This window comes from Arthrobacter sp. CAN_A6, from assembly GCF_015751715.1.
Lineage (GTDB): Bacteria > Actinomycetota > Actinomycetes > Actinomycetales > Micrococcaceae > Arthrobacter_D.
The window spans coordinates 55,678-82,156 of sequence record NZ_JADOUV010000005.1 but is presented as its reverse complement, the minus strand read 5'-3'; the positions used below and the strand labels follow the sequence as shown (position 1 = coordinate 82,156).

General features: G+C 65.2%; 27 protein-coding genes, 3 tRNA genes and 1 other RNA gene. 12 read left to right on the top strand and 19 right to left on the bottom strand.

Annotated features, from left to right (window positions below; all coding sequences use genetic code 11):
* Positions 1 to 77: 77 nt before the first annotated feature.
* The 6 genes from ettA to mptB form a co-directional block, all read right to left on the bottom strand.
* A complete protein-coding gene (gene ettA, locus IWX75_RS10100; RefSeq protein WP_196822132.1) occupies positions 78 to 1,760 on the bottom strand; it encodes an energy-dependent translational throttle protein EttA in 1,683 nt (560 codons plus the stop codon).
* 127 nt (positions 1,761 to 1,887) lie between these two features.
* Complete coding sequence (gene ssb / locus IWX75_RS10095) at positions 1,888 to 2,463, bottom strand: single-stranded DNA-binding protein (protein WP_196822131.1); 576 nt, start codon at positions 2,461 to 2,463, stop codon at positions 1,888 to 1,890.
* A gap of 129 nt (positions 2,464 to 2,592) precedes the next feature.
* Positions 2,593 to 2,796 carry a hypothetical protein gene (locus tag IWX75_RS10090; protein ID WP_196822130.1) on the bottom strand — a complete coding sequence of 68 codons (204 nt, stop codon included), beginning with the start codon at positions 2,794 to 2,796 and terminating at the stop codon, positions 2,593 to 2,595.
* Positions 2,797 to 2,932: 136 nt separating this feature from the next.
* Positions 2,933 to 3,005, bottom strand: a tRNA-Arg gene (locus tag IWX75_RS10085).
* Positions 3,006 to 3,053: 48 nt separating this feature from the next.
* The gene (locus IWX75_RS10080) at positions 3,054 to 3,473 is read right to left on the bottom strand and encodes a DUF3224 domain-containing protein (protein ID WP_196822129.1); all 420 of its coding nucleotides are present in this window, start codon (positions 3,471 to 3,473) and stop codon (positions 3,054 to 3,056) included.
* 82 nt (positions 3,474 to 3,555) lie between these two features.
* Positions 3,556 to 5,073, bottom strand: a complete 1,518-nt coding sequence (gene mptB / locus IWX75_RS10075; protein WP_196822128.1) for a polyprenol phosphomannose-dependent alpha 1,6 mannosyltransferase MptB — start codon at positions 5,071 to 5,073, stop codon at positions 3,556 to 3,558.
* A 188-nt stretch (positions 5,074 to 5,261) separates the two neighbouring features.
* On the opposite strand from mptB, the gene orn reads away from it, so the two are divergent.
* From orn to def, 4 genes are all read left to right on the top strand, one after another.
* Positions 5,262 to 5,864, top strand: a complete 603-nt coding sequence (orn, locus tag IWX75_RS10070; RefSeq protein WP_196822127.1) for an oligoribonuclease — start codon at positions 5,262 to 5,264, stop codon at positions 5,862 to 5,864.
* 163 nt (positions 5,865 to 6,027) lie between these two features.
* Positions 6,028 to 6,100, top strand: a tRNA-His gene (locus IWX75_RS10065).
* 142 nt (positions 6,101 to 6,242) lie between these two features.
* The gene (locus IWX75_RS10060; RefSeq protein ID WP_196822126.1) at positions 6,243 to 7,397 is read left to right on the top strand and encodes an acyl-CoA dehydrogenase family protein; all 1,155 of its coding nucleotides are present in this window, start codon (positions 6,243 to 6,245) and stop codon (positions 7,395 to 7,397) included.
* 22 nt (positions 7,398 to 7,419) lie between these two features.
* Positions 7,420 to 7,992 (top strand): peptide deformylase, encoded by a 573-nt coding sequence (gene def, locus IWX75_RS10055; RefSeq protein ID WP_196822125.1) that lies wholly within the window; start codon positions 7,420 to 7,422, stop codon positions 7,990 to 7,992.
* 8 nt (positions 7,993 to 8,000) lie between these two features.
* On the opposite strand, the gene IWX75_RS10050 is transcribed toward def, so the two are convergent.
* From IWX75_RS10050 to rnpB, 3 genes are all read right to left on the bottom strand, one after another.
* Positions 8,001 to 9,299 (bottom strand): MFS transporter, encoded by a 1,299-nt coding sequence (locus IWX75_RS10050; protein WP_196822124.1) that lies wholly within the window; start codon positions 9,297 to 9,299, stop codon positions 8,001 to 8,003.
* Positions 9,300 to 9,437: 138 nt separating this feature from the next.
* A complete protein-coding gene (locus tag IWX75_RS10045; RefSeq protein WP_196822123.1) occupies positions 9,438 to 10,004 on the bottom strand; it encodes a hypothetical protein in 567 nt (188 codons plus the stop codon).
* 132 nt (positions 10,005 to 10,136) lie between these two features.
* Positions 10,137 to 10,533: RNase P RNA component class A (rnpB, locus tag IWX75_RS10040), an RNA gene on the bottom strand.
* An 89-nt stretch (positions 10,534 to 10,622) separates the two neighbouring features.
* Between rnpB and IWX75_RS10035 the strand changes: the two genes are divergently transcribed.
* Positions 10,623 to 11,393: a YaaA family protein gene (locus IWX75_RS10035; protein WP_196822122.1), complete on the top strand. Its 771-nt coding sequence runs from the start codon at positions 10,623 to 10,625 to the stop codon at positions 11,391 to 11,393.
* Here IWX75_RS10035 and IWX75_RS10030 read toward each other — a convergent pair.
* The 3 genes from IWX75_RS10030 to IWX75_RS10020 all read right to left on the bottom strand — a co-directional run bounded on the left by IWX75_RS10030 (position 11,390) and on the right by IWX75_RS10020 (position 14,073).
* The gene (locus tag IWX75_RS10030; protein ID WP_334684261.1) at positions 11,390 to 12,349 is read right to left on the bottom strand and encodes a reverse transcriptase-like protein; all 960 of its coding nucleotides are present in this window, start codon (positions 12,347 to 12,349) and stop codon (positions 11,390 to 11,392) included. The genes IWX75_RS10035 and IWX75_RS10030 overlap by 4 nt on opposite strands.
* A gap of 23 nt (positions 12,350 to 12,372) precedes the next feature.
* A complete protein-coding gene (locus tag IWX75_RS10025; protein ID WP_196822121.1) occupies positions 12,373 to 13,113 on the bottom strand; it encodes a zinc ribbon domain-containing protein in 741 nt (246 codons plus the stop codon).
* Between the two features lie 78 nt (positions 13,114 to 13,191).
* The gene (locus tag IWX75_RS10020; RefSeq protein WP_196822120.1) at positions 13,192 to 14,073 is read right to left on the bottom strand and encodes a Nif3-like dinuclear metal center hexameric protein; all 882 of its coding nucleotides are present in this window, start codon (positions 14,071 to 14,073) and stop codon (positions 13,192 to 13,194) included.
* A 65-nt stretch (positions 14,074 to 14,138) separates the two neighbouring features.
* Here IWX75_RS10020 and msrA point away from each other — a divergent pair, with 65 nt between their 5' ends.
* From msrA to epsC, 3 genes are all read left to right on the top strand, one after another.
* Positions 14,139 to 14,663, top strand: a complete 525-nt coding sequence (msrA, locus tag IWX75_RS10015) for a peptide-methionine (S)-S-oxide reductase MsrA (protein WP_196822119.1) — start codon at positions 14,139 to 14,141, stop codon at positions 14,661 to 14,663.
* Positions 14,664 to 14,745: 82 nt separating this feature from the next.
* A complete protein-coding gene (cysK, locus tag IWX75_RS10010; protein WP_196822118.1) occupies positions 14,746 to 15,681 on the top strand; it encodes a cysteine synthase A in 936 nt (311 codons plus the stop codon).
* Positions 15,682 to 15,705: 24 nt separating this feature from the next.
* On the top strand, positions 15,706 to 16,293 hold the full coding sequence (gene epsC / locus IWX75_RS10005; protein ID WP_196822117.1) for a serine O-acetyltransferase EpsC: 588 nt from the start codon (positions 15,706 to 15,708) through the stop codon (positions 16,291 to 16,293).
* Between the two features lie 63 nt (positions 16,294 to 16,356).
* Here epsC and gndA read toward each other — a convergent pair whose 3' ends face one another.
* Positions 16,357 to 17,796, bottom strand: coding sequence for an NADP-dependent phosphogluconate dehydrogenase (gene gndA / locus IWX75_RS10000; protein WP_196822116.1), 1,440 nt, complete (start codon positions 17,794 to 17,796; stop codon positions 16,357 to 16,359).
* 199 nt (positions 17,797 to 17,995) lie between these two features.
* Here gndA and IWX75_RS09995 point away from each other — a divergent pair, with 199 nt between their 5' ends.
* From IWX75_RS09995 to IWX75_RS09985, 3 genes are all read left to right on the top strand, one after another.
* The gene (locus IWX75_RS09995) at positions 17,996 to 18,289 is read left to right on the top strand and encodes a hypothetical protein (protein ID WP_196822115.1); all 294 of its coding nucleotides are present in this window, start codon (positions 17,996 to 17,998) and stop codon (positions 18,287 to 18,289) included.
* A 54-nt stretch (positions 18,290 to 18,343) separates the two neighbouring features.
* A complete protein-coding gene (rlmN, locus tag IWX75_RS09990; protein ID WP_196822114.1) occupies positions 18,344 to 19,561 on the top strand; it encodes a 23S rRNA (adenine(2503)-C(2))-methyltransferase RlmN in 1,218 nt (405 codons plus the stop codon).
* Between the two features lie 73 nt (positions 19,562 to 19,634).
* Positions 19,635 to 21,161, top strand: a complete 1,527-nt coding sequence (locus IWX75_RS09985; protein ID WP_196822113.1) for a glycosyltransferase family 39 protein — start codon at positions 19,635 to 19,637, stop codon at positions 21,159 to 21,161.
* 646 nt (positions 21,162 to 21,807) lie between these two features.
* Here the strand turns inward: IWX75_RS09985 and IWX75_RS09980 are convergent.
* Positions 21,808 to 21,880, bottom strand: a tRNA-Val gene (locus tag IWX75_RS09980).
* Between the two features lie 217 nt (positions 21,881 to 22,097).
* On the opposite strand from IWX75_RS09980, the gene IWX75_RS09975 reads away from it, so the two are divergent.
* A complete protein-coding gene (locus IWX75_RS09975; protein ID WP_196822112.1) occupies positions 22,098 to 23,534 on the top strand; it encodes a glycosyltransferase family 39 protein in 1,437 nt (478 codons plus the stop codon).
* Between the two features lie 4 nt (positions 23,535 to 23,538).
* Here IWX75_RS09975 and IWX75_RS09970 read toward each other — a convergent pair whose 3' ends face one another.
* The 5 genes from IWX75_RS09970 to IWX75_RS09950 form a co-directional block, all read right to left on the bottom strand.
* Positions 23,539 to 23,907: a hypothetical protein gene (locus IWX75_RS09970; protein WP_196822111.1), complete on the bottom strand. Its 369-nt coding sequence runs from the start codon at positions 23,905 to 23,907 to the stop codon at positions 23,539 to 23,541.
* A complete protein-coding gene (locus tag IWX75_RS09965; protein WP_196822110.1) occupies positions 23,904 to 24,218 on the bottom strand; it encodes a hypothetical protein in 315 nt (104 codons plus the stop codon). The genes IWX75_RS09970 and IWX75_RS09965 overlap by 4 nt, the downstream gene beginning before the upstream one ends.
* 187 nt (positions 24,219 to 24,405) lie before the next feature.
* The gene (locus IWX75_RS09960) at positions 24,406 to 25,338 is read right to left on the bottom strand and encodes an NAD-dependent protein deacetylase (RefSeq protein WP_196822109.1); all 933 of its coding nucleotides are present in this window, start codon (positions 25,336 to 25,338) and stop codon (positions 24,406 to 24,408) included.
* Entirely contained in the window at positions 25,335 to 25,805 is a 471-nt protein-coding gene (locus IWX75_RS09955) for a redoxin domain-containing protein (RefSeq protein WP_196822108.1), read from the bottom strand. The genes IWX75_RS09960 and IWX75_RS09955 overlap by 4 nt, the downstream gene beginning before the upstream one ends.
* Position 25,806: 1 nt before the next feature.
* Positions 25,807 to 26,226: a DUF3052 domain-containing protein gene (locus IWX75_RS09950; protein WP_196822107.1), complete on the bottom strand. Its 420-nt coding sequence runs from the start codon at positions 26,224 to 26,226 to the stop codon at positions 25,807 to 25,809.
* Positions 26,227 to 26,479: the final 253 nt, after the last annotated feature.

Genomic DNA, 26,479 nt, shown 5'->3' with positions numbered 1-26,479 from the left:
GTTGTAACTTCCAGAACTCCCGGAAGTCGCAACGACCGCCCTCCGGCGTCCCCGGGAGCTCCTACCCGCCCGGCAGATCAGTCGCGCGTCAGCCGGCGATGCGTCACACGGTGCGGCTTGGCGGCGTCGGGGCCGAGACGCTCCACCTTGTTCTGTTCGTAGGCGTCGAAGTTACCTTCGAACCAGTACCAGGCGTCGGGATCTTCCTCAGTTCCCTCATAGGACAGGATGTGGGTGGCCACCCGGTCCAGGAACCAACGGTCGTGCGAGACGACGACAGCGCAACCCGGAAACTCGAGCAGCGCATTCTCAAGGCTGGACAGGGTCTCGACGTCGAGGTCGTTGGTAGGCTCATCCAGCAGCAGGAGGTTTCCACCCTGCTTGAGGGTCATGGCCAGGTTCAACCGGTTGCGCTCGCCGCCGGAGAGGACTCCGGCCTTCTTCTGCTGGTCCGGGCCCTTGAATCCGAAGGCCGAGACATAGGCCCGCGAGGGCATCTCGACCTGTCCCACCTGAATGAAGTCGAGCCCGTCGGACACGACTTCCCAGAGGGACTTGTTGGGGTCGATGCCGGCACGGGACTGGTCGACGTAGGAGATCTTGACCGACTCGCCGATGCGGAGCTCCCCGCCGTCCAGGGGCTCGAGTCCCACGATGGTCTTGAACAGCGTCGTCTTACCGACGCCGTTGGGGCCGATGACTCCGACGATTCCATTGCGCGGCAGCGAGAAGGACAGGCCGTCGATGAGCACTCGATCGTCGTAGCCCTTCTTCAAATTGCGGGCTTCGATGACCTGGCTTCCGAGGCGCGGTCCGGGCGGAATCTGGATCTCCTCGAAGTCCAGCTTGCGTGTGCGGTCCGCTTCCGCCGCCATCTCCTCGTAGCGTCCGAGGCGCGCCTTGGACTTGGTCTGGCGGCCCTTGGCGTTGGAGCGCACCCACTCGAGTTCTTCGGTGAGGCGTCGGGAGAGCTTGGCGTCCTTCTTGCCCTGCACCTCGAGGCGCGCGCGCTTCTTCTCCAGGTAGGTGGAGTAGTTGCCTTCATAGGGGTAGAGGTGACCACGGTCCACTTCGGCGATCCACTCGGCCACATGATCGAGGAAGTACCGGTCGTGGGTAACGGCCAGAACAGCGCCGGTGTAGGCGGAGAGGTGCTGCTCGAGCCACAGCACGCTTTCGGCGTCGAGGTGGTTGGTGGGCTCGTCGAGCAGGAGGAGGTCCGGCTTCTGGAGCAGCAGTTTGCACAGTGCCACGCGGCGGCGCTCTCCACCCGAGAGAACCGTCACATCGGAGTCCGGCGGCGGGCAGCGAAGAGCATCCATCGCCTGTTCCAGCTGGGAATCGAGGTCCCACGCGTCAGCGGCGTCGATCGCTTCCTGGAGCTTGCCCATCTCGTCGAGAAGTTTGCCGAAGTCGGCGTCGGCGCTCGCCATCTCCTCCGAGATCTGGTTGAAGCGTTGGATCTTCCCGTAAATCTCACCAACGCCCTCCTGGACGTTCCCGAGCACCGTCTTCTCCTCATTCAGGGGCGGCTCCTGGAGCAGGATCCCCACTGAATAACCGGGGCTGAGCCGTGCCTCACCGTTCGAGGGCGTGTCGAGGCCCGCCATGATCTTGAGGATGGTGGACTTACCGGAACCATTCGGCCCCACAACGCCGATCTTCGCCCCTGGAATGAAGGACATACTCACGTTGTCGAGGATAACTTTGTCGCCAACAGCCTTGCGGGCCTTGGTCATTGTGTAGATAAATTCCGCCATACCTTCAAGGCTAGTGCGTGCGCACCCTTAACTCACATTCAGGGCCACCCCGCCCCCGGCATCCAGGCAGCGCCGCGCGGGACCGGTCCGCCGGAGGACGGCACACGTCCCGGCGCGGATCCACCCGTCAGAAAGGAGCACCGGCGGGGTCGAGTTCCTTCGCTGTCGACGCCGACCCGGAATCGTCGCCGTCGCCGCCGTCCGCCGTGCCGTCCTGGTCGGGATCGGCAGCGTACCCGGTCCGGTAGCCGTCACCGTCCAGGATCTCGCCGGTTGCGGAATCCACCCCCGCCGCCACCTCACCGACGGCTGCAGGCAGCTCACCCTGGTCATCCGTGCGATCCGCGAATGTCCGTCTGAAGTTGGCGGTGCCCCACATGAGGTCGTGGCCGGCGGTGTCGGCATCGATGTCGACGGAGGTACCGGTCCGGCCGTCGGCGGTGGCCCAGGGGCGAACTTTGAGCCGGCCCGTGATCACCACGCGGTCCCCCTTCTTCAGGCTGGCGGCGGCATTCGTCGCGAGCTGGCGGAACATGGAGACGGAGTACCAGTTGGTGTGCCCGTCGACCCAGGTATTCGTTTCCTTGTCGAAGCGCCGGTCGGTGGAGCACATCCGGAAACCGGCGATCGGCAGCCCGCTCTGTGCAAGTGTGAGCCGGACGTCCGTTGCCACGTACCCCCGAACCGTGATGATGTCATTCATGGAATTCCCTCTCCCTCAAGTACCCGAAATACGAGCGGCGGGACGCCACCCTCCTTCAAGTTTCTGCGCCGGGGGGACGGAAGAACCGCAAGGGGGCTGCTATGTGGACAAGGAGGCACGCCAAGCAGGTCAGGGCGCCCTGCGCGTGTAGTTGAGGATTCCGATCAGCAGGGCCACTACCCCACCGATCACAAGACCGACGATGCCTACCGTCACCAGTACCGCGTTGAATCCTTCCTCGCCCCGGAAGTACACCTGCAGCCGCGCGGCCGTGATGAAGGCGCCCGCGGCGGAGATGAAAGCAATCTGCGCGAAGCGGCTGGGCTTTTTCATCGTCCAAGCGTAACGGCCGGGGCGGGCGATCCGTCCGGGCAGACGGGTTGCGGCCGGACAGCAGCCCCTCCGGTTCCCTCAATCATGAAGGAAGCGGCCCCGACGGACGATGTGTCAGTCGAGGCCGCTTCTTCAGTGCCCCCGGCAGGATTCGAACCTGCGACCAGAGGATTAGAAGGCCCCTGCTCTATCCCCTGAGCTACGGAGGCAGTTCGCCCAGTTTACTATGGCACCGCCCACCGCCTGTGTGGGGTGGCCTACTCCGCCGGCTGGGTGAAGGTCACGCGCAGTTCGAGCCGGTGCTGTCCGTCGGGACCCTGCGAGTAGAGAGCCTTCCCCGACACGCCTGCGAGGCCGCCGGTCCCGGACCCGGGGATGATGTGCCCGGATGTTGCTGCTTCGGTACCTTCGGCCACGCCCCAGTGCTGTACCACCATGGAGCCGGTGCGCTCCCCGAGGGTGCCGCTGAACTGTTCGGACGCCACGTAACCGGCGCCGACGTCGTTTCCCGCCATCAGCAGTTCCGCGGTGCTTGTCCCGGTGATGCCGCCTTCGAAAACCTTGACCGCTCGCACCCTCGACAATTCGCCGGTGCTGCCCGGCTCGGAATAGGGTTCGGGAGCCCATTCTGTGATCTCGAACTCCCCGGAGTATGTCTGTTCATCTGCATCGGTCATCTACTCAGTATCGCCCGTGCCGAAAGGAAGTGCATGCTCCCTTCCGCTCCCGAAGCCCGAATGCGGGTCGCTAGTGCAGCTGTCAGTGCAGCTGTCCAGGGGCGGGCTGGTGGAACCTGCGGCGGAAAAGGACCTTCGTGCTGCGGTCGAGGAAGACCAGGTAGAACGCGAACCCGAGGGCGCAGACGGCGGCGATCTGGCGCGCTGCCGTCAGGCTGAATTCGAAGTAGGGAAAAATGTCCAGCTGGTCGGTGATGGCGTACACCATGAAGAAGGACACCGTGAAGTACAGCGCCTTCACCTGCCAGTCATCGCGGATCCCTGTCACGGCGAACAGCGGTATCAGCCAGACCACGTACCAGGACTGGATCATGGGCGAGAGCACCACGATCGCCGCGAATGCGAAGGCCAGGCGACGAACGAGCCGGCTGTGGTCTCCCCGGAAGATCTGCAGCGCGATGATCACCAGGGAGCCCAGGCGGGCCAGGGTGTGGACCACACTGGCGAATCCCCACCCGTCCAGCCCGACGGCGTTGCCGAGTGTCGCCACGATCAACCCGAGGAAGCCGACGGGTGCGTACCAGATCCACACGCTGCCGGGAGTACTGAGGGCACCCACCCAGCCGAAGCCGAAGCCGTTGATCAGGCCCATGATCCAGAGCAGGCCGAGCGACAGGCCGGCAGTGACGGCCCAGTAGCCGAATTTCCTCGGCCATGAGGCGCCCCTGCCCGCCCACATCAGCCCCACGAACGGCAGGAAGATCAGGGTGATCGGCTTGATGCCCACGGACGCCGTGATGAGGATGATGCCCCAGATGGGGCGGCGGGTCGCGGCAAGGTAGAGCCCGGCGAGGGCGAGCCCGATCATGAGGGAGTCATTGTGGATGGCAGCAATGAAATTGATCAGGAACAGCGGATTGGCGGCCGTCAGCCACAGGGCCCGGTTGGCGTTGATACCGTGGAGGTCGGCGAGTCTGGGAATGAAGTAGACGCACAGTCCGACGCCGACGACGGCGACGATCCGGAACAGGGCGATGGAGAAATCGGGCTGGCCTCCCGTGATGCGCACCACCGCCTCCTCGATCCATAGGAAGACGGGGCCGTAGGGGGTGGGGCTCTGCGCCCACAGGTCGTCGGCACCGATCTGTAGATAATTCGAGATCTGCGAGTAGCCGTCGCGGTACGGATTCAGCCCGGCGATCATGACCTGGCCCTGGGCGATGTAGGCGAAGACGTCACGGCTGAACAGTGGGAGCGCGACGCACATCGGCGCCGCCCAGGCCAGGACGGCTTTCAAGACGAAGGGCCGGGTCTCCGGCCCCCAACCGGAGAGTCGCTGTCCGAGGCGGAGCCACGAGCGCACCAGCAGCATGCCGCCGATCGCGAGGACGAGCACGGAGAAGATCGCCCCTTCCGGCTCGAACCGAAGCCAGATGATCACCGGGTTGCGGCGGAGCTCGGTCGACGCGAGCGACAGCCACCCCACCCCCATGGAACCGAGCCACATCAGCATCGAGCCGACAAACCCCTGGATGATCGCGATATTCGGGCGTTCAAGGCGCGACGCCGAGGGCTCAGTCACAGGGACTTGGGCGGTCATCTCGGTGCGTCCGATCCTTGTACGGCGGGAGGGTGTTCCGGCGGCGGCCGTACCTGAGTCAACGAGTGCGCCGGGCTTCGACGATATTAGCAGTTCGGTCCCGTCCCATCCTGGGAGGCGGAAGCCCCACCTTGCGGCTGGATCGCTATCCGGGGCCCTGCCCGGACCGTGCGCGGTACATTTGACGGGTGCCGATATCAAATGAACCAATTGTGTGGATCGACTGCGAAATGACGGGGCTCGATCTGGGGAGGGACGGCCTCATCGAAGTAGCCGTCCTCGTCACCGACTCCGAGCTGAACGTGCTGGGGGATGGAGTGGACGTCGTCATCGCTCCCGAACCGGCGGTCCTTGAGCAGATGGGGGACTTCGTGCGGCAGATGCACACCGACTCGGGACTGCTCGAGGAACTCCCGCAGGGCATCGGAATGCAGGACGCCGAGGCCCGGGTCCTCGAGTACATCAAGGAGTGGGTGCCCGAGCCGCGCAAAGCGCAGCTCGCCGGCAACTCGGTAGGCACTGACAGGAACTTCCTGGCAAGGGACATGCCCGCTGTCGTCGATCACCTTCACTACCGGGTCATCGACGTGTCGACCATCAAGGAACTCGCCCGCCGCTGGTACACCCGCGCCTATTTCCAGAGTCCGGCGAAAAGCGGCGGCCACCGCGCACTCGGCGATATCAAGGATTCGATCCGGGAGCTCCGTTACTACCGCCAGGCGGTTTTCGTGCCCAGCCCGGGGCCCGACTCCCCCACGAGCAAGGCGATCGCCCGGTCGCTCGACCAGTAGCGGGAGGCCGGCCGACGCGGAGCCGGCGGGTATGACGGAACCAGGGTGGAAAAAGCCCGGCGAAAAGTGTGTAAACTTGTTTCCGCTGCCTTTCGCAGCCTGCCCGGGTGGACGATCGCTGAATGAATCGGCTGAATTCCAAGGGGTCGGAGCGGATTGCATGGTGGGTATAGCTCAGTTGGCAGAGCGCCTGGTTGTGGTCCAGGAGGTCGCGGGTTCAAGCCCCGTTACTCACCCGTAGAGTTCGGTTGTCCCGACAATCGAGAAAGCCGCCCTGGAGATGCTCCGGGGCGGCTTTACGTTTGACCGCCATGTCCGGAGGAATCGGGTTCCGGCCCGTCCGGTACGCCGAAGCGAGTGTTGGAGAGGACTGTCCGCATGGAACGCACGGTATTCGAAGAGGATCACGAGCTCTTCCGCGATGTTGCCCGGGAGTTCAACGCCCGCGAAGTGGCGCCGCATTACGCGGAGTGGGACCAGGAACACATCATGCCCCGCCGGTTGTGGCAGGCGGCGGGTGAGCAGGGCCTGCTGGGAATGGCGGTTCCTGAGGAATTCGGTGGTGCCGGTATGGCGGACTACCGCTTCCGCGCGGTGCTCGACGAGGAATTCGCGAGAAGCAACCACCTCGCCGTCGGGCTTGCTTTCCACCTGCACGACGACCTCGTCCTGCCTCATCTGTTGGCCCACGGCTCGGAGGACCTGTTGCAGCGCTGGCTGCCCGGCATGGTTTCGGGGGAAACGGTCACCTCGTGCGCCTGGACCGAACCGGGCGCCGGCAGCGATCTGCGCGGAATCCGCACCAAGGCAGTGCGCGACGGCGACGACTGGCTCCTCAGCGGGCAGAAGGTCTTCATCGGGAACGGCATCAGCGGAGATGCCTCACTGGTCCTGGCGAGGACCGACGGCAGCGCCGGCCGGGGTTCGAGCGACGCATTCTCCCTGTTCATGGTCGAGAAGACCGAGGGTTACACGACGGGCCGCCAGCTCGACAAGATGGGGTTGAAGGCCTCGGACACCTCCGAGCTGTTCTTCGACAACGTCCGCGTGCCGGGGAACAACCTCGTCGGGGAGGAAGGCCAGGGCCTGCGATACAGCCTCGAGCAGCTTCCGCAGGCCCGCCTCGGGATCGCCGTGGCGTCGTCGGCTGTCGCCCGGGCGGTCTATGAGCAGACGGTCGCCTATACCAGGGACCGCAACGCCTTCGGCGAACGGGTCATCGACTTCCAGAACACGCGCTTCACTCTTGCCGACATCCTGACCGAGGTGGAGGTGACCGAAACCTACGTCGACGCCGCGATGCTCGCCTTCAACGACGGCCGGCTCGACGGCGCGTCAGCCGCCCGCGCGAAGCTGTGGGCGAGCGAGCGGGTGAAGTCGATCACCGACCGTTGCCTCCAGCTGCATGGCGGCTACGGCTACATCCTGGAATATCCCGTCTCACAGGCCTTCCTCGCGGCCCGGCTGCTCACCATCTTCGGCGGCACCAGCGAGATCATGCGCGAGAGCGTCGGCCGCTCCATCGCGGGCTGACCACAGAACCGAGGAAGGACCCATGACTGTCCACCCCATCACCATCACCGGCGAAGCGGTACTTCACCGGCGTGCGCTGCCCGTGAAGCACTTCGACGACGAACTCCGGATCCTCATTGCCGACATGTTCGAGACCATGGACGTCGCCAACGGGGTGGGCCTTGCCGCTCCGCAGATCGGCATGGGTTCGAGGATCTTCGTGTATTCGATGGCGAACGACGACGGCGTGCCGCCACGTGGAGTCCTGGTCAACCCCACCCTGGTGACGTCCAAGGTTCCTGGGTCGGCTCCCGACCCTGACGAGGAGGCGGAGGGGTGCCTCTCAGTACCCGGCGAGGCGTTTCCCCTGAAGCGTGCCGACTGGGCGAAGATCTCGGGCTTCGACGGTGACGGCAGTCCTGTGGCTTTCGAGGCCACCGGCTGGTTCGCCCGGTGCCTGCAGCACGAGTACGACCATCTCGACGGCCTGCTGTACGTGGACCGGCTCAACGACCGCTACGCGCGCAAGGCGCGCAAGGCTATCGCTGCGGAGGGGTGGGGGGTTCCGGGACGAACCTGGCTGCCCGGTGTCGATCCGGACCCCTTCGGTCACTGACCGGCGTCTCAGCGCGGAGGAATGGAAGCGGCTCGCTCGCCCCGAACGGGATCGGGCCCCTGATCCAGATCCTCGAGGCGCTGCACCTTCCGGAGCGGTCCGAGCATGGCCACCACCGGGGCAGCGAGGGCTATCCCGATGCCGATGAGCATGGCCGTCCGCACGCCGAATGCCTCCGCTAGCACCCCTGCCGCCACTGCCGCGATGGCGAGCATGCCCCAGCTCACCGTTCGCGACGCCGCACCGAGGCGGCCCATCATCCCCGGAGGGCATACGCGCTGCCGGAAACTGATGCCGATCACGATGTTCCAGGCGACACTCGCGCCCATGATGAACATCCCGGCAAGTCCGGGAAGCATGCCCCAGCCCGGCGTCATCACCAGAAGCGACGCATACCCGAGTACGCCGGGAACCATGGACCAGCGCCAAAGGGGCCCTGAGCCGAACCGTTTTCCCAACGCGGTGACGGTCACCCCGCCGACGGTTCCGCCGATCGACGCTGCCGCAAGCAACAGGCCAAGCCAGACCTGCGACTCGTTGAGGGTCCGCAGGACCAACAGCACGATGAGCGAGGCTGCGATATTGCCGCCCAGATTCCACAGGGCCGCGTTGTAGAGGATGGCTCGCAGGGGGGCGGTGCTGAAGGTGTACCGCATGCCGTCCGCCATCTCACGGAAGATGCGGTGCTCGGTCTTGTCAGGAACAATCTCGGCGACGTCCAGGCGCCGCACGGCCACCAGTGAGACGACAGAGGTCCCCACCTCGATCAGGAGCGAGTTGGACGCCCCTGCCGAACTCGTGAGCCAGCCCGCCATTGAACGGCCCGCCGCGTCGGCAGCGGCACCGGAGCCTGTGATCAGCCCGTTGCCCTCCATCAGTTCGTCCTTGGTGACGGCCTGCTGAACCATGGCCTGATCGGCGAGGGTGAAGAAGACGGAGGTCACTCCGGCAAGAAAGGCAACGATGAACAACAGGGCAACGCTGAGGCTGCCCGCCCAGTAGGCGAGCGGAAGACTCGCGAGGGCCGCAATGCGGACGATCAGGGACCACACCATGACCGGACGGCGCGGCAGCCTGTCCACCCACACCCCGATGACAAGACCGAAGAGGAGCCACGGGAGGAACGTCATTCCGGCGAGCGCCGCAACCTCGAAATCGCTCGCGTGCAATTCCACCGCCGCGATCACCGGGAGGGCGACGGATGCCACGGCGTTGCCGAAAATACCGGCCGTGCTGGAGATGAACAGCGCCCGGAAGTTCCGGTTGCGCACCAGAAGGTGAGGCTTGTCACTGGTGCTCGCGGTCATTGGATCAGGGTAGCGGAGCAAGTGCAGCGCGTTTGTTCATCGCGGCCGTTTCGCCGGGAAATCCTCCCTAGGGGTTGACTGTTATCCTGGGCAACCGGATAATTCCTCCGAAGGATTCTCAGGAATGTCGAGTGTCGATCACTCTGCAGGTGCAGCATAGACGTGGAGTGGTGCCCCTTCGCTGAAGGTCACCACATAGGTCTGCCCCTCGATGAGCACCTCGCATCGCTGCACGCCGTCCACCCGGCAATCCTCGCCCGGCTGCACTGGTGCCGGATCCCACGGAGTCCAGTCGCCGGGGCCGACCGGGGGCACCGGCTCGGAGAACCCCCGCGATTCGGGAGGAAGGCAGGTATAGGGGTCTGCCGGGTCGGTCCACCAGTTACCCAGGTCGGTCACGGGACATGAAGGATAGGCCGGGCTGGGCAGCAGCTCCGGAGGAAGATCGCCGCCCATGCCGCTGCCGACCTCTTCGACGGTTGGAGGTGCCGCTGTTTCCGGCCCTGTGTACGGCGCGGATTCGGGCGCATCCTCGGAGCTGATTGGGACAGCAGTCGGAGGAAGGACCTTGTCGGCGCCCGGTACATCAGGTATTTGTTCCACCAGCGAGGAGGAGGATTCCCTTGCTGAATCCTTTCCGTCCGAGGCCGCTTCGCCCGTTCCAGGCAGGAACGCGATCAAAAGCGCGCCGCCGATCGCCAACACTGGACCACTGTGTACTTTTCTCACTTTTGCCACCCCAGATGACTAGTTTCCGTTGTTACCGAAAACTACGTCGGACTTCGCGCCAGGGACACAGTAGCGGTTACCTGCTTTTAGGGTTGACTACTTGGAAAAGGGATGGGTCGACCGATACGCCGGGTTCTGTCATCCCGCACCGTCACCGGCCCGGGAGTGGCGGCCATCCATCTACGAGCGCCGTTGCCGACGCCCTCCAGCGGCCTACCCGTACACTCGGGCGGGCAGCCCTCAAACGCGCACTGTCTGGCCTTGCTCCGGGTGGGGTTTACCTAGCCGCACCGGTCACCCGGCACGCTGGTGGTCTCTTACACCACCGTTTCACCCTTACTCCCCTGCCGGTCAACGGCGGGAAGCGGTCTATTTTCTGTGGCACTGGCCTGCGGGTCACCCCGAGTGGGCGTTACCCACCACCCTGCCCTGCGGAGCCCGGACGTTCCTCGGTGGTTCTCATGCCCTAGGGCATGAGAACCAACGCGGCCGCCTGGTCGACCCATCCAGTTCCGATTGTACGGCTTAGGGCGTGCCGGGCGTGCCGGGCCGGTCTGTGTGGGCCCTGCACGTACCTTCGGTAGAGTTGATCCGGTGCTGATCCTGCTGCCCCCTTCCGAAGGAAAATCCGCGGTATCCGAAGGGCACCCGGTCTCACTGGCCGAACTGCATTTCCCGGAGCTCAACGAGGCCCGCTCGGAAGTACTGACGGCCCTCCGTCAGGCGAGCGGACATCCCGATGCCCACCGGATCCTCGGAGTCGGCGCCTCGCTCGTCGACGACGTCCAGCGGAACCTCCTGCTCGACGTCGAGCCCTCCGGCCCGGCCCACGACGTGTATTCAGGGGTTCTGTATGACGCGCTCGACTACCACCACCTGACCGCGCTGCAGAAAAGGAAGGCGCGCGAACACATCGTCATCATCTCGGCACTCTGGGGCGCACTTCGCTTCGGTGATCCGATCCCCGCGTACCGATTGTCGATGTCGGTGGACCTCCCTGGTACCGGCAGGCTTTCCTCGTTCTGGAAGAGGGTCCTGGACGAGCCCCTGCGGACACACGCAGGTTCATCCCTCGTGGTGGACTGCAGATCGAGCACCTACGCGGCCGCCTGGTCACCCCCGGTGGAGAACAGCGTCGCAGTGAACGTCTATCAGGAGCGCAACGGAAAGCGGACCGTCGTCTCCCACTTCGCGAAACACATGCGCGGCGAACTGGCCCGGCACCTGATCACCAGGCGCGGGAAGATCCCGGAGTCGCCCGCGCAGCTGCTCCGGGCCGCACAGGAACGGTGGACCGCGGAACTGGTCCTGGGAAGCGGGAAGCGGGGCTCCCAGCTGAATCTCCTGCTCGCTCCGACCGTCTAGCCGGGCGCGTCGGCCACGAGTTCCACCTCGAAGCCTTCATCGTTCTCGAGGTAGGCGGCATAGTGACCCGGTCCCCCGGCGAAGGGGTGCCGATCGGCGAACAGAAGCGTCCAGCCGTGACTTGTGGCGCGTCGCGCCAGCAGGTCCACCTCGCTGCGGGTACCGGCGGCGAAGGCCAGGTGATTCACTCCGGGACGACGCCGGTGGTGGCCTTCGGGAGCCACGTCCGGTCCCGATTCGAGCACCACGTAGAAGCCCTCTCCCCCGTAGCTGACGCCGTCCTTCCAGTTTTCCCGTGCGGGGAAACCGAGGCGCTCGAGTAGCCAGCCGACGCTCCGGACTCCCTTATCGAGATCGGCGACCCAGATTTCGATGTGGTGCAGCCGCCCGGAAAGCTTCGGCCTCGCAGGCGCGGCGCCGGTCACGGGCAGGGCGGCGCCGGCAGGAGAACTCCCGGAACCTCCGACCGACGAGCCGGCCTTTCGCGGAACCCAGTCGACGCCCGCCATGCCGGCGTCCATCGCCTCGTTGGAAAGCCGATCGGCGTCTTTGTTGCGCTCGCGCGGAATCCACTCGTAGGTGACGTTCCGCGGGTCCACCACCTTGCGGGCCTTACCGGCGAGGACGCGCATGTCGGCGTGCTTGATCTGCCATCGGCCCGACATCTGCTCGACCACGAGCTTCGAGTCCATCTTCACGTGGATCCGCGCTCCGGGGTCGATCTCCTGCGCAAGTTCCAGTCCTGCCACCAGGCCCGAGTATTCGGCCACATTGTTCGACGCCTTACCGAGGTAGGCCGCCTTCTCCACGAGGATGGCGCCGGTCGCAGGATCGCGTACCAGCGCGCCATAGCCCGCATGGCCCGGATTTCCACGGGAACCGCCGTCGGCCTCCACGATCAGCTGCCCGCCACGAACAGGATGCTGCGCATCATCCCGGGCATAGGGATTGAACAGTTCGGCGTCGGCTGCCACTGGGATCAGTTCCCCCACTCCGGCGAGCGGACAAGGATGCAGCCCGAATCGGGGCACATCACTATGTCATCCGGTGCGGCCCGGAGGATCTCCGCGAGGTCGCCCGGGCTGAGCTGCATTCCGGACCCCTCTGAGGTGCCATGGAACAGGCGCGCGGCGCCCACCCCCCGCCTGGCGAGCGTTTTCTCGTAGATCGCGAGTAGCGGGGCGTCGATGGTCGCCGCCAACTCGTTCCGCTCGGCCTGGACGGTTGAGCGCTGACCGGCAATCTGCGCCAGGTCCACGTCCCGGGCCTCCTCGAGCTCTTTCAGCTCACGCCGCACCGAATCCGTGCGCTCCTGCACGGCCGCCTGCGCGGCTCGTGCGGCCTCGGCACGTTCCATGATGTCCAGTTCCACGTCCTCTAGATCGGACCGGCGCCGTGTCAGCGAGGCCACCTCGCTCTGGAGGGCCGTGAGGTCCTTCGAGGTTCCCTGTCCGCTGTTCAGACGTTTCTCGTCACGTTCGATCCGGCCCACCACTGCCTGGACGTCGTCTTCCGCACGGGTGAGCTCACGCTCGAGGTCCGCCAGCTCCGTACTTGCCCGGACGAGCTCACCGTCCACGGCGGCCACCCTTCCACCGAGCACGGCAAGCTCAGGGTTGTTCTGCACCACCGCGGCCTGCCTCTGGAGCTGGTTCAGCCGTGAATCGAGCGCCTGCAGATCGAGCAGTCGCAATTGTTCCTCTGGTGCAGCCTTGGCCACGGGATACCTCCGCGTTGGGGACGAATGACGTTTCCTCCAGCCTATGGCACGGCGGGAATGAGCACCGCGGGAACCGGTTCAGTGGCCGGGGGTGAGGACGAAGTCCCACGGATCGGTGTTGATGCCGCTGACCCGGATGTCGGCGTCGAACCCCTGGTCGGCCAGCATGTTGCCGAGCGCTGCCGACGCCGGCGTCAGCCACAACCATTCGCTGCCGAAGTGCGAGACGTCGATGAGGTAGGGCCTTCCGTTGCCCGCCGCCTCCCGGACCTCCGAGGCCGGATGGTGGCGCAGGTCGGCGGTGACATATACGTCCGCCTGGCTTGCCCGGACCTCCGGAAACAGCGCGTCTCCCGCGCCTCCGCATACTGCGACCCGCCGGATCAGCCCGTCCTTGTCGCCGGCTACCCGTACTCCCCCGGCCACCGCCGGTAACAGGGAGAACACCACGCCGGCGAAGTCACCGAGGGTTGTCGCATCGGGAAGGTTCCCCACGCGGCCGATCCCCTCCTCCGGCAGTCCGTCGCGGGCCTTCACCAGGGGCTGCACGTCCTGGAGACCGAGGGCGTCCGCAAGGACATCGGATACCCCTCCGACAGCGCTGTCGCCGTTGGTGTGGACGGTGACCAGCGCACACCCGCTTTCGATCAGGCGATGCACGATCTCACCCTTGAACCCGGACGCCGCCACCGAATGGACCGGCTTGAGGAGCAATGGGTGGTGCGAGATGATCAGCTGCGCCCCCCACTCGAGTGCTTCGTCAAGAACAGCAGCAGTGGGATCGACGGTGAAGAGGATACGTTCGACGCCGGTGCCGGCCCTGCCCGCCACCAACCCGACCGCGTCCCAGTTCTCCGCGAGCGACTCGGGCCACAATTCCTCGATCGCGCCGAGGACGTCCCTCACTGTCGGAACCGTGTCCGCGCCACCGCCGCCGGCGTTCTGCTGGTCAGTCTCCATGGCTCCAGTTCTACCACTCCAACCGGTCCGGGAATCTTCCGGCGTCCGCACGCATTGTAGAGAGCATGAAGACTTTTGTACTTGGCGGTGGCTGTTTCTGGTGCCTCGACGCCCTCTACCAGCAAACCCGCGGCGTCACCGAGGTGATCTCCGGCTACACCGGCGGCCACACCCGGCACCCTGACTACGACTCGGTGTGTTCGGGGATGACGGGCCACGCGGAAGTCGTCGCAGTGACTTTCGACGAGACGGTCATTCCCGAGGACGTCGTCCTCGATATGTTCTTCGTCTCCCACGACCCCACCACGCTCAACCGGCAGGGCTATGACGTCGGCACCCAGTACCGGTCAGTTCTGTACTACCAGGACGCTGAGCAGCAGGCCCTTTTCGAAGAGGCGGTGAAGCGCAACCAGGAGAACTGGTCCAACCCGATCGTCACCGAGATCAGCCGCCTGCCCGAGTTCCATGTGGCCGAGGAGTACCACCAGGACTTCTATGGCAAGCAGCCGGAGCAGGGCTACTGCCAGGTGATCATCAATCCCAAGCTCGCCAAGGCACGCAAATATTACTCCGAGTGGCTCGCCGCGTAGTTCTCCGGGACCGCTGCCATTAGGATCAGTCCCGGCTCCGCCGGGGAGCTCCGCTGACCCACCCTCGACCAGGCAGGCTTTCATGGCAAAGATTTACGACGACGTCACCCAGTTGGTGGGGCGCACGCCCCTCGTGCGATTGAACCGACTGACCGAGGGCCTCGATGCCCAGGTTGCCGTCAAGCTCGAGTTCTACAATCCCGCGAACAGCGTCAAGGACAGGATCGGCGTCGCCATCATCGACGCCGCCGAGAAGGCCGGAGCGCTGAAGCCCGGTGGAACGATCGTGGAGGGAACCTCCGGGAACACCGGCATCGCCCTGGCCATGGTGGGAGCGGCACGAGGTTATCGTGTCATCCTCACCATGCCCGAGACGATGTCCACCGAGCGCCGCGTGATGCTGCGGGCCTACGGCGCCAAAATCGTGCTCACGCCCGGGTCCGAGGGCATGCGGGGCGCGGTGGACCGGGCGAAAGACATTGTGGCGAGCACAGAGAACGCCATCTGGGCGCAGCAGTTCGCCAATGTGGCCAATCCCGAGATCCACCGGACCACCACCGCCGAGGAAGTCTGGGACGACACCGACGGCAAGGTCGACATCTTCGTGGCCGGCGTCGGTACGGGCGGTACGATCACCGGCGTCGGGCAGGTCCTGAAGAAGCGGAAGCCCGGCGTGCAGATCGTCGCCGTCGAACCTGCGGATTCGCCGATCCTCAATGGCGGCGCGCCCGGACCCCACAAGATCCAGGGCCTCGGCGCCAACTTCGTTCCTGAGAACCTGGACCGGAACGCCTACGACGAGGTGCTCGATGCCACTGTGGAGGATTCGGTGCGGGTTGCCCGGGACCTCGGGACGCGTGAGGGCATCCTTGGCGGGATTTCGTCGGGAGCGATCGTCTGGGCGGCTCTCGAGCTCGCGAAACGGCCCGAGAACGCGGGTAAACTCATCGTGGCCGTTGTCTGCGATTTCGGTGAGCGCTACATTTCGACCGTCCTTTTCGACGACATCCGCAACTAGTTCCATCCCATCAGAAAGTAGTCGGTGAGTTTTCTAGCGAGACTGCGCGAGGATCTTGAGACGGCGCGCACCCATGACCCAGCAGCACGAGGACCCTTCGAGAACACGGTGGTGTACTCGGGGCTCCATGCGATCTGGGTCCACCGGCTCACCCACCGTATGTGGCGGAAACCGGTTCTGCGTTTTCCCGCCCGCGCGCTCGCGCAACTCGCCCGGACGCTGACCGGGATCGAGATCCACCCTGCCGCGACCATCGGCCGGCGCTTCTTCATCGATCACGGGATGGGCGTCGTGATCGGGGGAACCTCCGAGATCGGCGACGACGTCATGCTGTACCAGGGTGTGACGCTCGGCGGGCGCTCGCTCGAGAAGATCAAACGGCACCCCACGATCGGCGACCGGGTCACCATCGGTGCAGGCGCCAAGGTTCTCGGTCCCATCACCATCGGTGCCGGGAGCGCGGTGGGCGCCAACGCCGTCGTCGTGAAGGACACGCCCCCCGATTCCATCGTGACGGGCATTCCCGCAACCTTCCGGCACCGCGACTCGGCGCGGGAGACCCAGCCCGCCGTGGATCCGGCGGAATACGTGGATCCGGCGATCTACATCTAGCTACATCCAGGCGCAAGAACACGGAAAGCCCCGGACCTCACTGGTCCGGGGCTTTTTCTGTGCCTAGTGGGTGTCGACTGCCTCGATCTCGGTCTTGTCCTCGCCCCAGAGGGTGTGGAAGGTGCCGTCGGTGTCGACGCGCTGGTAGGTGTGGGCTCCGAAGAGGTCGCGCAGTCCCTGGGTCAGGGCCGCGGGCAGGCGTGGACGGCGCAGGCCGTCGTAATAGGCCAGGGACGCGGAGAACACGGGCACGGGGATGCCGAGCCGGACGGCGGTCGCCACGACCCGGCGCCAGGCCGGCACGGCTCCGGCGATCGATTCCGCGAATGCGGAGGCCAGCAGCAGGTTCGCCGGGCGGGTGTCGGCTTCGGCGTAGGCCTTCATGATGTCGTCGAGCAGTTCGGCGCGGATGATGCACCCGGCACGCCACAGCGAGGCGATCTCATCGAGCTTGAGCTCCCACCCGTATTCCTTCGCCGCATTGGTGAGCATGTCGATGCCCTGGGCGTAGCTGACCAGCTTCGAGGCATACAGGGCCAGCCGCACATCCTCCACGAAGGATTCCGGCACCTCGACGGTCTCTTCATGGCCGGCCAGGATGCCCTGGGCCAGGACCCGCTGTTCCTTCTGGGAGGACAGACCGCGGGCGAACACGGACTCCGCGATGCCCGAGGTCGGGCTGCCCAGTTCCAGGGCCGAGACCACCGTCCAGCGCCCGGTGCCCTTCTGCCCTGCGGCATCCACCACGACATCCACGAACGGCTTGCCGGTGCGCGCATCGGTGTGGGCCAGGACCTCGGCGGTGATCTCGATCAGGAAGGAGGACAGGGTGCCGGTGTTCCAGTCGGTGAAGATCTTGGCCTGCTCGGCCGGTTCGATACCCGCCGCCGAGCGCAGTAGGTCATAGGCCTCCCCGATGACCTGCATGTCCGCATACTCGATACCGTTATGCACCATTTTCACGAAATGGCCGGCGCCGTCGGTCCCGATCCAGGTGCAGCACGGCGTTCCGTCGTACTTCGCCGAGATCTTCTCCAGCATCGGGCCCAGCGACGCGTAGGACTCCTCGGAGCCGCCGGGCATGATCGAGGGCCCCAGCAGGGCGCCTTCCTCACCACCCGAAACCCCCACGCCCACGAAGTGCAGGTTCCTCGCCGCCAGGGCTGCTTCCCGGCGGCGGGTGTCCTCGTAATGGGAATTCCCGGCATCGATGATGATGTCGCCGGCCTCCAGCAGCGGGGTGAGCTGATCGATCACCGAATCCACCGGGGCACCGGCCTTGACCATGATCAGCACCCGGCGGGGCTTCTCGAGGGAGTCCACCAACTCCTGCAGTGTCTCCGTGCGGATGAAATTCCCCTCCGTGCCGTGCTTGTCCAACAGCGCGTCGGTCTTTTCCACCGATCGGTTATGCAGGGCCACCGTGTACCCGTTCCGGGCCAGATTCCGTGCCAGATTCGCTCCCATGACCGCAAGGCCCGTCACACCGATTTGTGCACTCAAGAAATATCTCCATTCCTCATCAAGGCCGCCCAGGGGCGCCGTGGCTGGACCGGAACGCCATGCGTGCCGTTCGGTTTGTTCCCTTCACACTATTACCGCGGGCACGCCGACGACCATACAGGCCCCTTTCGATGGGTAATATTTCGGCTCGTTCGCCCGACTTCTCCGAATGTCCGGGGCACGGCCTAGCCTCCACTGCATGAGTACCGGCTGGCATGGCATCCCCCCCAGCGCAGACCGGTTCGTCGCACCCGAGGGACTGCCGGAGCCCGCAGCCGGCCACGTGACCGAACCGCCGAAGGCCCTGCCGGTCTGGGCGGAGCTCGTCTATTCCGACGGCGCTGTCGCCACGGTGAAGGGCTTCGCGATGGCGTGGACCAGGTCGGCGGTGCTGCTGCAATGGGTCGAGTATTCACGCGCCAGGGAAATCTGGGTTCGAGCATCGGTGTGCCGACGAAGGGTTTTGGAGAGCAGAAACACACCCCCTGCGTAGGCATCGGGGCGTTATTCGTCGTCGGATGGTACCGAACATGAAAGGATGGTATGGATGTCTGACGTTATCCTCTCCCCCACGCCCGGTTCCAGCCGCCCACAGGTGCGCCCCGAAGTCGAAGGAGCGGAGCCGGTGGTGACAAGCGACGGCCGCCCCCTGCTCCAGTTCAAATCACCGCGGGTCAAGCAGCCGCCGGTGCACCTTGCCGACCTGACGCTCGCCGAGCGGCAGGAGCGGCTGAAGGAACTGGGCCACCCTGCGTTTCGGGCGAAGCAGTTGTCCACCCACTACTTCAGCCACTACACCACGGACCCCGACGCGATGAGCGACCTTCCGAAGGCCGGCCGCGAAGAGCTGGTAGCGGCGATGTTCCCTCCACTGCTGACCGAGATCAAGCGACTGAAGACCGACAATGGCGACACCATCAAATTCCTGTGGCGGCTTTTCGACGGGGCCCTCGTCGAGTCCGTCCTCATGCGGTACCCCGGCCGCATCACGCTGTGCGTCTCCTCACAGTGCGGCTGCGGGATGAACTGCCCATTCTGCGCCACGGGCCAGGCGGGCCTTACCCGCAACATGTCCACGGCGGAGATCGTGGACCAGGTGGTCGCGGCCAACCGCGTCTTGGCCGAGGGTGACCTCGGCGGGATGCGGACCGACGGCGGCCACGACGCCGACCGCGTCACCAACATCGTATTCATGGGCATGGGCGAGCCGCTCGCGAACTACAAGCGCGTCATGGCGGCCGTGCACCGGTTCGTCGACGACTCCCCGGAAGGCCTCGGCATGTCGGCCCGGCACATCACGGTCTCGACCGTGGGTTTGGTGCCCGCCATCAACAAGCTGGCCGCTGAAGAGGTTCCTGTGACCTTCGCGCTGTCGCTCCATGCGCCCGACGACGAACTCCGTGACGAACTGATCCCGGTCAACACCCAGTGGAAGGTCGATGAGGCCCTCGACGCCGCCTACAACTACTACCGCACCACCGGCCGACGCGTGAGTATCGAGTACGCACTCATCAAGGACATGAACGACCACGCGTGGCGCGCCGACCTCCTGGCGAAAAAACTCAACAAGCGGGGACGCGGCTGGGTGCACGTCAATCCGATTCCGCTGAACCCGACACCGGGGTCCATTTGGACGGCGTCGGAGAAGCACGTGGCGGCCGAGTTCATTCAGCGGTTGAGGGACGCCGGCATTCCGACGACACTGCGCGACACCCGCGGCAAGGAAATCGACGGCGCCTGCGGTCAACTCGCCGCCGAGGTGTGAGCGATCCAGGCATTCGTCGAGTGGTGCTCGTGGTGCTCGTGATGCTCGTGATGCTCCCGGGTAATGTGGCAGGGTGACCCTCGAAGCCGCTACTGCAGCACCGAAACGGAGCACCGGCGTCGGAGACGGTCGGGCCTCCGTCCGGGCGATCGCCGTCCTGCTCGGGATCCTTCAACTTCTCCTGGGCGGGTTGTGGTCGGGGACGCCATCCTACTGGGCAGATGAAGCCGCGACCCTGAGCGTCGCCGGACGACCGTTTCCTGAGATGCTGAGACTGCTGTCGGGGACTGATGCGGTGCACGGGGCCTACTACGGAATACAGGGCGCCTGGTTGTCGCTGGTGGGCACTGACGCTTTCCCTGCCCGCCTGACATCGGTGGCGGCAGTAGCGCTGACCGTGTCCGGGGTCGTGATGCTGAGTGCTCGCCTCGCGGGTAGGCGCGCCGGTGCGTACGCGGGTGTCGCCGCCCTCTTCCTGCCGGGTCTGGCATGGACCGGTCTCGAGCTCAGGTCGTACTCATTCTCTGCAATGTTTGCGGTGGCCACTCTCCTGATGCTCGAGGCGGCCCTTCGACGCGGCGGTACGGCCCGCTGGGTGGGGTACGCCATGGCGCTGACGATGTCGGTGTGGGTGTTCGTGTTCGCAGTGCTCCTCATCCTCCCCGCTGCAGCGCTGGCGCGATCCCGGAAGGCGGGTGCGGCGTGGTGGTGGTCCACAGGGGCCGCAGCCGTCGCATCCCTACCCATCGTGGCAGTGACTTCACGGCAGACCTCGCAAGTGACGTGGATCGGGAACGATCCCGGACAACTGATGGAAAGCGTGTTCGTCGGACAGTATTTCTTCGGTCAACGATCGAACGGGGTCTCCGGGAGCTGGTTCGCCCACGCTGCTCTAGCGCTGGCCCTCCTGACGCTCGCGGTGCTTTGCTGGTTCACCTACAGGGCGGTGCGGGACCGCCGTAGCGAGCAGGTGATGCTCGTCGCCGCCTGGGTTGCAGCCCCTACCCTGATCCTGGTGGGCGTGACGCTGCTGGGCAAACCGCTGTACGTGGAACGGTACGTGACGTTCACCGCGCCAGGCTTGTGCCTGTGGGTCGGTTTGGCGTTGGCCGCCATGCCGAAGCGCGCAGGCCTCGCCGCGTTGACCGCCTTCTGCCTTCTCGCGACACCGGTACTCGTGCTGCAGAAGACCCAGGACGCGAAACGCGACAACTATGAGGCGATGGCACGATTCGTCGACTCCGAGAAGGAACCGGGTGCGGCGGTCATCCACGCCACGATCCAGTCCAAGGGCGTGGCTATCGCCTACCCGGATCAGTTCGCGGGCCTCGAGGATGTGGCCCAGGCAGTGGGACCCGTGGAAAGCGCGGAGTTCTGGGGCCGGAACCTGTCACCGGACGTGCTCGCGGTGGACGAGCTGGCGGGCCGCCAGGTGTTCGTCCTGACACAGACCCTGTACCCGCACTACCACCCCTTGATGGCCGACCCGTACCACTTGTTGAGGGGCGATCCGTACGGAGCGCGACTCCTGGACGCCGGGTGCCGACTGGACGGGAAACCGTTCGTGAACACCTACATCGTCTACGTACTGGACTGCTAGGAGAAGCACACGACTCCCGAGACAGGGAAAACCCCGCCAAATCAAATGGGGACTTGATTTGGCGGGGTTTTTCCGTGTGGGTCCTATGAATCGGCCGGATGATGGTGGGATGCCTTGCCATCCCGGGTAGCCGTGTCCATGGCGCGAAGCTGGACCTTCGCACTGACTACTTGCCTTCATCCTGGCGAGAACAGGTAGTGAATACTCAGGACGCCGGCCGGCCTCCCTCATAACGTTGACTTATGGGATACACGGAGCACAAGTGTCAGTGTTGTGGCGAAATCGCAGAATCAGTGTTCTGTGAGGATTGCACAGTGGAGGCAGTTCAGCCGGTCGTTCAGGACCATATGCATCACCCTCGCGGGTTGCACTATGCTGCGCTTCGCCGCCGACAGCCGCGAGCCCCGCTTGGTGCCCGGGTCATTCGCCCCTCAGCATCCCGCACCTGTTGATGCGGACTTAGAAGCGCAGACGGCGCCCCGCCTCCGAACAAGCGGGGCGCTGGCGGTCATGCTTCGTGCGGCATCGTGGGCGGTTCAGTTCGGCGCCTCGGTGATTGCAAATACGGGGCGACCTGAACGCTCAAGGACAAGAAAAAACCCCGCCAAATCAAATGGGGGACTTGATTTGGCGGGGTTTTTCCGTGTGGGTCCTACCGGGATCGAACCGATGACATCCACGGTGTAAACGTGGCGCTCTACCAGCTGAGCTAAAGACCCGCGGTGATGCGTGGAAGCTGCCGGGTATACCCGGCAGCGGATCATCACGAGGATCGACTATACCCGACCCCCAACCGCTTTCGCCAATCCCTCCTGCTCCTTGCGGCCGCGCGGGGATCCAGAAATACACTACTCAGGTAGTGTTACTGGTGTGACTTATGTTATAGCCGAGTCTAGGGCGACCCGCGAGGCGCCTGTTGTTGCGCAAAAGTCCCGGGTGGCTTCCATCGCGATCCTGCTCGGGGTCCTCCAGCTCATCATCGGCAGTGCCTTCTCGGCGAGGGCGACCTTCTGGGGTGACGAGGCTGCAACCCTGACCGCCACGGACCGCACACTCGGCGAGCTCGCCGAGCTCATCTGGCAGGTCGACGCCGTCCACAGTGCGTACTACGTCCTGCAGGGCGCCTACATGTCGTTCGTCGGCACCTCGCCGTTTCCTGCCCGGCTGACCTCCGCCGTCGTCGTTGCGCTCACTGTTGCGGGAATCGTGATCCTTGGTTCACGGCTCGTCAGCGCGAAGGCAGGAACCTATGCGGGCATCGTCGCGATCTTCCTGCCGGGCCTCGCCTGGACGAGTACCGAGCTGAGGTCGTTCTCCTTCACGGCGTTCCTTGCGGTGGCCACCCTTCTCCTGCTGGAATCCGCCACACGGAACGGTGGTGCTGCTCGCTGGTTCGCGTACGCCGTCGCCCTGGCCGCATCCATCTGGATGTTCGTCTTCGCCGCCCTTATCATCCTTCCCTGTGCCGTCCTGGTCCGGTCGAGGAGGACCATCGGGCCCGGGCTATGGTCGACGGCCGGAGCGGTAGCAGCATCGGCGCCGATCATCGCACTCACGGCGACCCAGACCGGGCAGGTTGCATGGATCAACCAGAGTCCTACCGAACTCACGGGCAGCGTCCTCGTCGGCCAGTACTTTTTCGGACAACGTTCCCACGAGGTGGATTCGAGCGGCCTGGCTGTCTTCGCCTGGGCGTTGGCCGCCCTGACCGCGATCCTGGTTGCGGGGATGGCCGGCCGGTACCGCCGACGCGGATGGAACCCCGGGATCGTCCTGGCCGCAGCATGGGTGATCCTCCCGACGGCGATCCTCGTGGCGGTGACGGTCCTCGGCAAGCCCCTCTACCAGGAGCGGTACCTGACCTTCACCATCCCCGGTCTCTGCATCCTCATCGGCGCGGCACTCGCTGCTATGCCGCTGCGGGCGGGCCTGGCGGCCGCCATCGCGTTCTGCCTCCTGGCGGCGCCCATCCTCGTCACCCAGAAGACCGAGGATTTCAAACCTGACAACTACCTTGCGGTTGCACGCTTCGTGGACTCGCAGAAAGGTCCTGCTTCCACAGCCGTCTACTCCGATATCCGGACCCGCGGAATCGCCCTCTCCTACCCTGAGCGCTTCGCAGGCGTGGAGGATGCGCTACTCGACGAGACGGCATCGGACAGTGCTACTTTCTGGGGCACGAATCACCCTCCGGAGAACCTGCGGCCGAACACCCTTTCCGGGCGAACCGTGTTCGTCCTCACGTTGACCGAGTACCCGGACAGTCCCGAATGGCGCGACGACCCCTACGCCGCCAGACTGCTGGGTGCCGGGTGCGACCCAGGCCTCAAGCTCGTTCTCGAAAGCGTCAACGCCTACGCTTTCGACTGCTGAGCGCTCATCCCCGGAAGGACGCCATCCTCGCCTGTAGCTGCAGGTACTCAACGGAGTCGGTGTAGTCGATCGCGGCCTGCATCGTGGCAACGTCGCGGGATGCAGTGAAGATGATGACGCGGGTGGTGACGCCGTTCGATGCGGTGACACCAGTGTCCACACTGCCGAGGCTGTACAGAAGGCGCGGCAGCATCTCCGGATCAGCGGGCAACGTCTCGCCGGCACTCAGTGACGTCTGGACGCGCACGTTGTCGGTCCACTGATGAATCCTCCTTTCCTCGGGATCATGCGAGAGATCCATGGCAGTACTGCGGACACTGAACGGCAGACCAGTCGACAGTGTGGACCCAGCAACCTCCTGAAGATGGGTCACCGGATGGTACTTGCATCACACACCGCACCCCAGGCGATTAACAGCTGCAGGGTGGCGATCGGCTCGCCGTCGGCTCTCTTCACATCGAAAATACCGTTGGAAGCAGAAGTATCGGTCACCGTCCATGCGGACGGATGGTCGAACTCGAACGAGGCGTCGACGGTGGTTCCGGCGTACGTGGTGAGATCCGGAGCAGGCTCCTCGGTGACCGGAACGATCGGGTGCACGAGGGCCGGCGCTGTGGTGGCCGAAGGTGACGGGGCGCCGGCCGGACCGGACGACGGCGGCACCGGGGCCGGCACCGTGGTCACCGGAGGTGGCGCGCGTCTTTCCCACAGTTCTCCCCCAATCCTTCGATCTGCCCGGCTGCTCCATCGGCACGCCGGCCGCTTCACATGCTATGGCCACGCAGGGCCGTTCGACTGGACCGTGTCCGATGTGCAACGCACCGTCTTCGGACTGCCCTGCCGGTATCCCGCATCGATGGCGAGGCCTGCCTCAGAGGTCGGGCAATCGCTCCGCGAGATAGGTCAGCCCTTCGGACACCCCGACGTCGATCAGCAGCGACGCGAACTCGTCGCCCCGCGTCTGTCCCCGGTTGATGATGACCACGGGCTTCTGTGCCTTGAAGGCATGCCGGACAAAACGAAGGCCGCTCATCACTGTCAGTGAGGAACCTGCCACAAGGAGGGATTTGGCGTCGTCGACCATCCGGTAGGCGTCGGCCACCCGGTCCCTCGGCACGTTCTCCCCGAAATACACGAAGTCCGGTTTGAGCATTCCCCCGCAGGCGGGACACGGTGCCATCACGAAACCGGCGGTGTCGTTGACGTCGGCATCGGCGTCGGGGGCCACGTCACCGGCATCGGACTCGCGCTCGAGGTAGCCCGGGTTCAGGGCCTCGAGAAGAACCGCGATGGCCTGGCGCGGGAAGGCGCTGGCGCACTGGAGACAGATGACGCGGTCGAAGGTGCCATGGAGGTCGATGACCTGCCGGCTTCCAGCGGAGGAGTGGAGCCGGTCCACGTTCTGGGTGATCACTCCGGTGAGCAGGCCTCGGTGCTCCATGCGCGCGACGGCGGTGTGTCCGGCATTCGGGTCGGCGTGGCGCAGATGTCGCCAGCCGACGTGGTTGCGCGCCCAGTACCGGCGCCGCAGGGTCTCGTCGCCCACGAACTGCTGATACGTCATCGGGTTGCGGGGCACCGAGGTGGGCCCGCGATAGTCGGGGATGCCGGAGTCGGTGCTCAGTCCCGCGCCGGTGAGCACGGCAATTCTCTGACCACCCAGTATTTCCACCGCCGCGTCGAGCTGCGCTATTTCGGAGGCGCGGAGGGCGGCGAGCCCACCGGCAGGTTCCTTACTGGCGAATCCGGTGAGACCGAGGCGCGGATTGTGCTGCGGGTGCTGCTCCCCGGCGTCGCTGGTCACACCGACGCCAGGGCTTGAAGGGACCGGGCGTAGTCGGCCATGCTCCGGCTTTCCCCCGGCGCGGATCGAACCACCGACGCAACGGTTCCGTCGCTTGAGATGAAGAACGTGAACCGCCCCGCATGACCGGTCAACTCGTCGAAGGCGCCGAACCCGCGGGACGCGGCACCGTGGGGCCAGAAGTCGGACAACAGGTCGAACTGAAGCCCCAGGGAGTCAGCCCAGGCGCGCAAAGCATACCGATGATCGGTAGAGACGGCGAGAAGACGGACACCGTTCGATGAGAAGAGCGAGGAGTTGGCCTGCAGCGCGGTCATTTCATCGGTGCAGACACGCGAGAAGGCGAAAGGAAAGAAGACAAGGGCAGCCGCCTGCCCTGTCAGGCCCCCCGAGCTGACGGTTTCACCGTACTGGTTCGTCAGCGTGAAGCGAGGCGCCGGCTCACCTGGAAGAGGGAGCCCCGCCACGCTACTGTTTCCGGCGGCTGACGAGTCGTGTGGCCAGCCATTCACGGGACACACCCGCGGTCGACGTCGAGTGGAGGCCGGCCGTCGGAGCCGCCTCCTGCACGTCGGCCGGCGGTACGTAGCCGTCCCGCCCATGCTTGGGCGTCAGGAGCCACACCACCCCGCCCGGACCGAGCGAGGTCAGCGAGTCGACCAGGGCGTCGACAAGGTCACCATCGCCGCCCCGCCACCACATGATGACGCCGTCGACAACTTCCTGGTCGTCCTCAGTAAGGAGGTCCGATTCAAGGCCTGCCTCGAGGTGGTCGCGGAAATCGAAGTCGACGTCCTCGTCATAGCCGAGTTCCTGGACAAGATCCCCCGCCTTGAATCCCAACTTGCCCGCCACATTCACTGCAGTGGCGGCTTCGGCCTCACTCACTTGATTCCTCCTGAGAACACCGGGGCGGTCAACTGACGCGCTCCCTGGGTAGTCGTGCATTATTACCAGCCAACACCTTTATACGCCACGCTTCAAGCCAGCACGACCAAACCGGCGCCATAGTGGCCTGTAACCGGCAGTAATAGGAGTCGAAGCGACGCCCTAGGCGTAATCCTCGCCGGCCCTGCTTCCCGGCTACGCAGGATCGCCGCGGCGGAGATAGAGTGATTGGTTAGATGGCCGCGGCATAACC

Excerpts from the sequence above, each read along its gene's own strand:
- ettA (WP_196822132.1), bottom strand. The coding sequence starts at position 1,760 with ATGGCGGAATTTATCTACACAATGACCAAGGCCCGCAAGGCTGTTGGC.
- ssb (WP_196822131.1), bottom strand. The coding sequence starts at position 2,463 with ATGAATGACATCATCACGGTTCGGGGGTACGTGGCAACGGACGTCCGG.
- IWX75_RS10090 (WP_196822130.1), bottom strand. The coding sequence starts at position 2,796 with ATGAAAAAGCCCAGCCGCTTCGCGCAGATTGCTTTCATCTCCGCCGCG.
- IWX75_RS10080 (WP_196822129.1), bottom strand. The coding sequence starts at position 3,473 with ATGACCGATGCAGATGAACAGACATACTCCGGGGAGTTCGAGATCACA.
- mptB (WP_196822128.1), bottom strand. The coding sequence starts at position 5,073 with ATGACCGCCCAAGTCCCTGTGACTGAGCCCTCGGCGTCGCGCCTTGAA.
- IWX75_RS10060 (WP_196822126.1), top strand. The coding sequence starts at position 6,243 with ATGGAACGCACGGTATTCGAAGAGGATCACGAGCTCTTCCGCGATGTT.
- def (WP_196822125.1), top strand. The coding sequence starts at position 7,420 with ATGACTGTCCACCCCATCACCATCACCGGCGAAGCGGTACTTCACCGG.
- IWX75_RS10050 (WP_196822124.1), bottom strand. The coding sequence starts at position 9,299 with ATGACCGCGAGCACCAGTGACAAGCCTCACCTTCTGGTGCGCAACCGG.
- IWX75_RS10020 (WP_196822120.1), bottom strand. The coding sequence starts at position 14,073 with ATGGAGACTGACCAGCAGAACGCCGGCGGCGGTGGCGCGGACACGGTT.
- msrA (WP_196822119.1), top strand. The coding sequence starts at position 14,139 with ATGAAGACTTTTGTACTTGGCGGTGGCTGTTTCTGGTGCCTCGACGCC.
- cysK (WP_196822118.1), top strand. The coding sequence starts at position 14,746 with ATGGCAAAGATTTACGACGACGTCACCCAGTTGGTGGGGCGCACGCCC.
- IWX75_RS09995 (WP_196822115.1), top strand. The coding sequence starts at position 17,996 with ATGAGTACCGGCTGGCATGGCATCCCCCCCAGCGCAGACCGGTTCGTC.
- rlmN (WP_196822114.1), top strand. The coding sequence starts at position 18,344 with ATGTCTGACGTTATCCTCTCCCCCACGCCCGGTTCCAGCCGCCCACAG.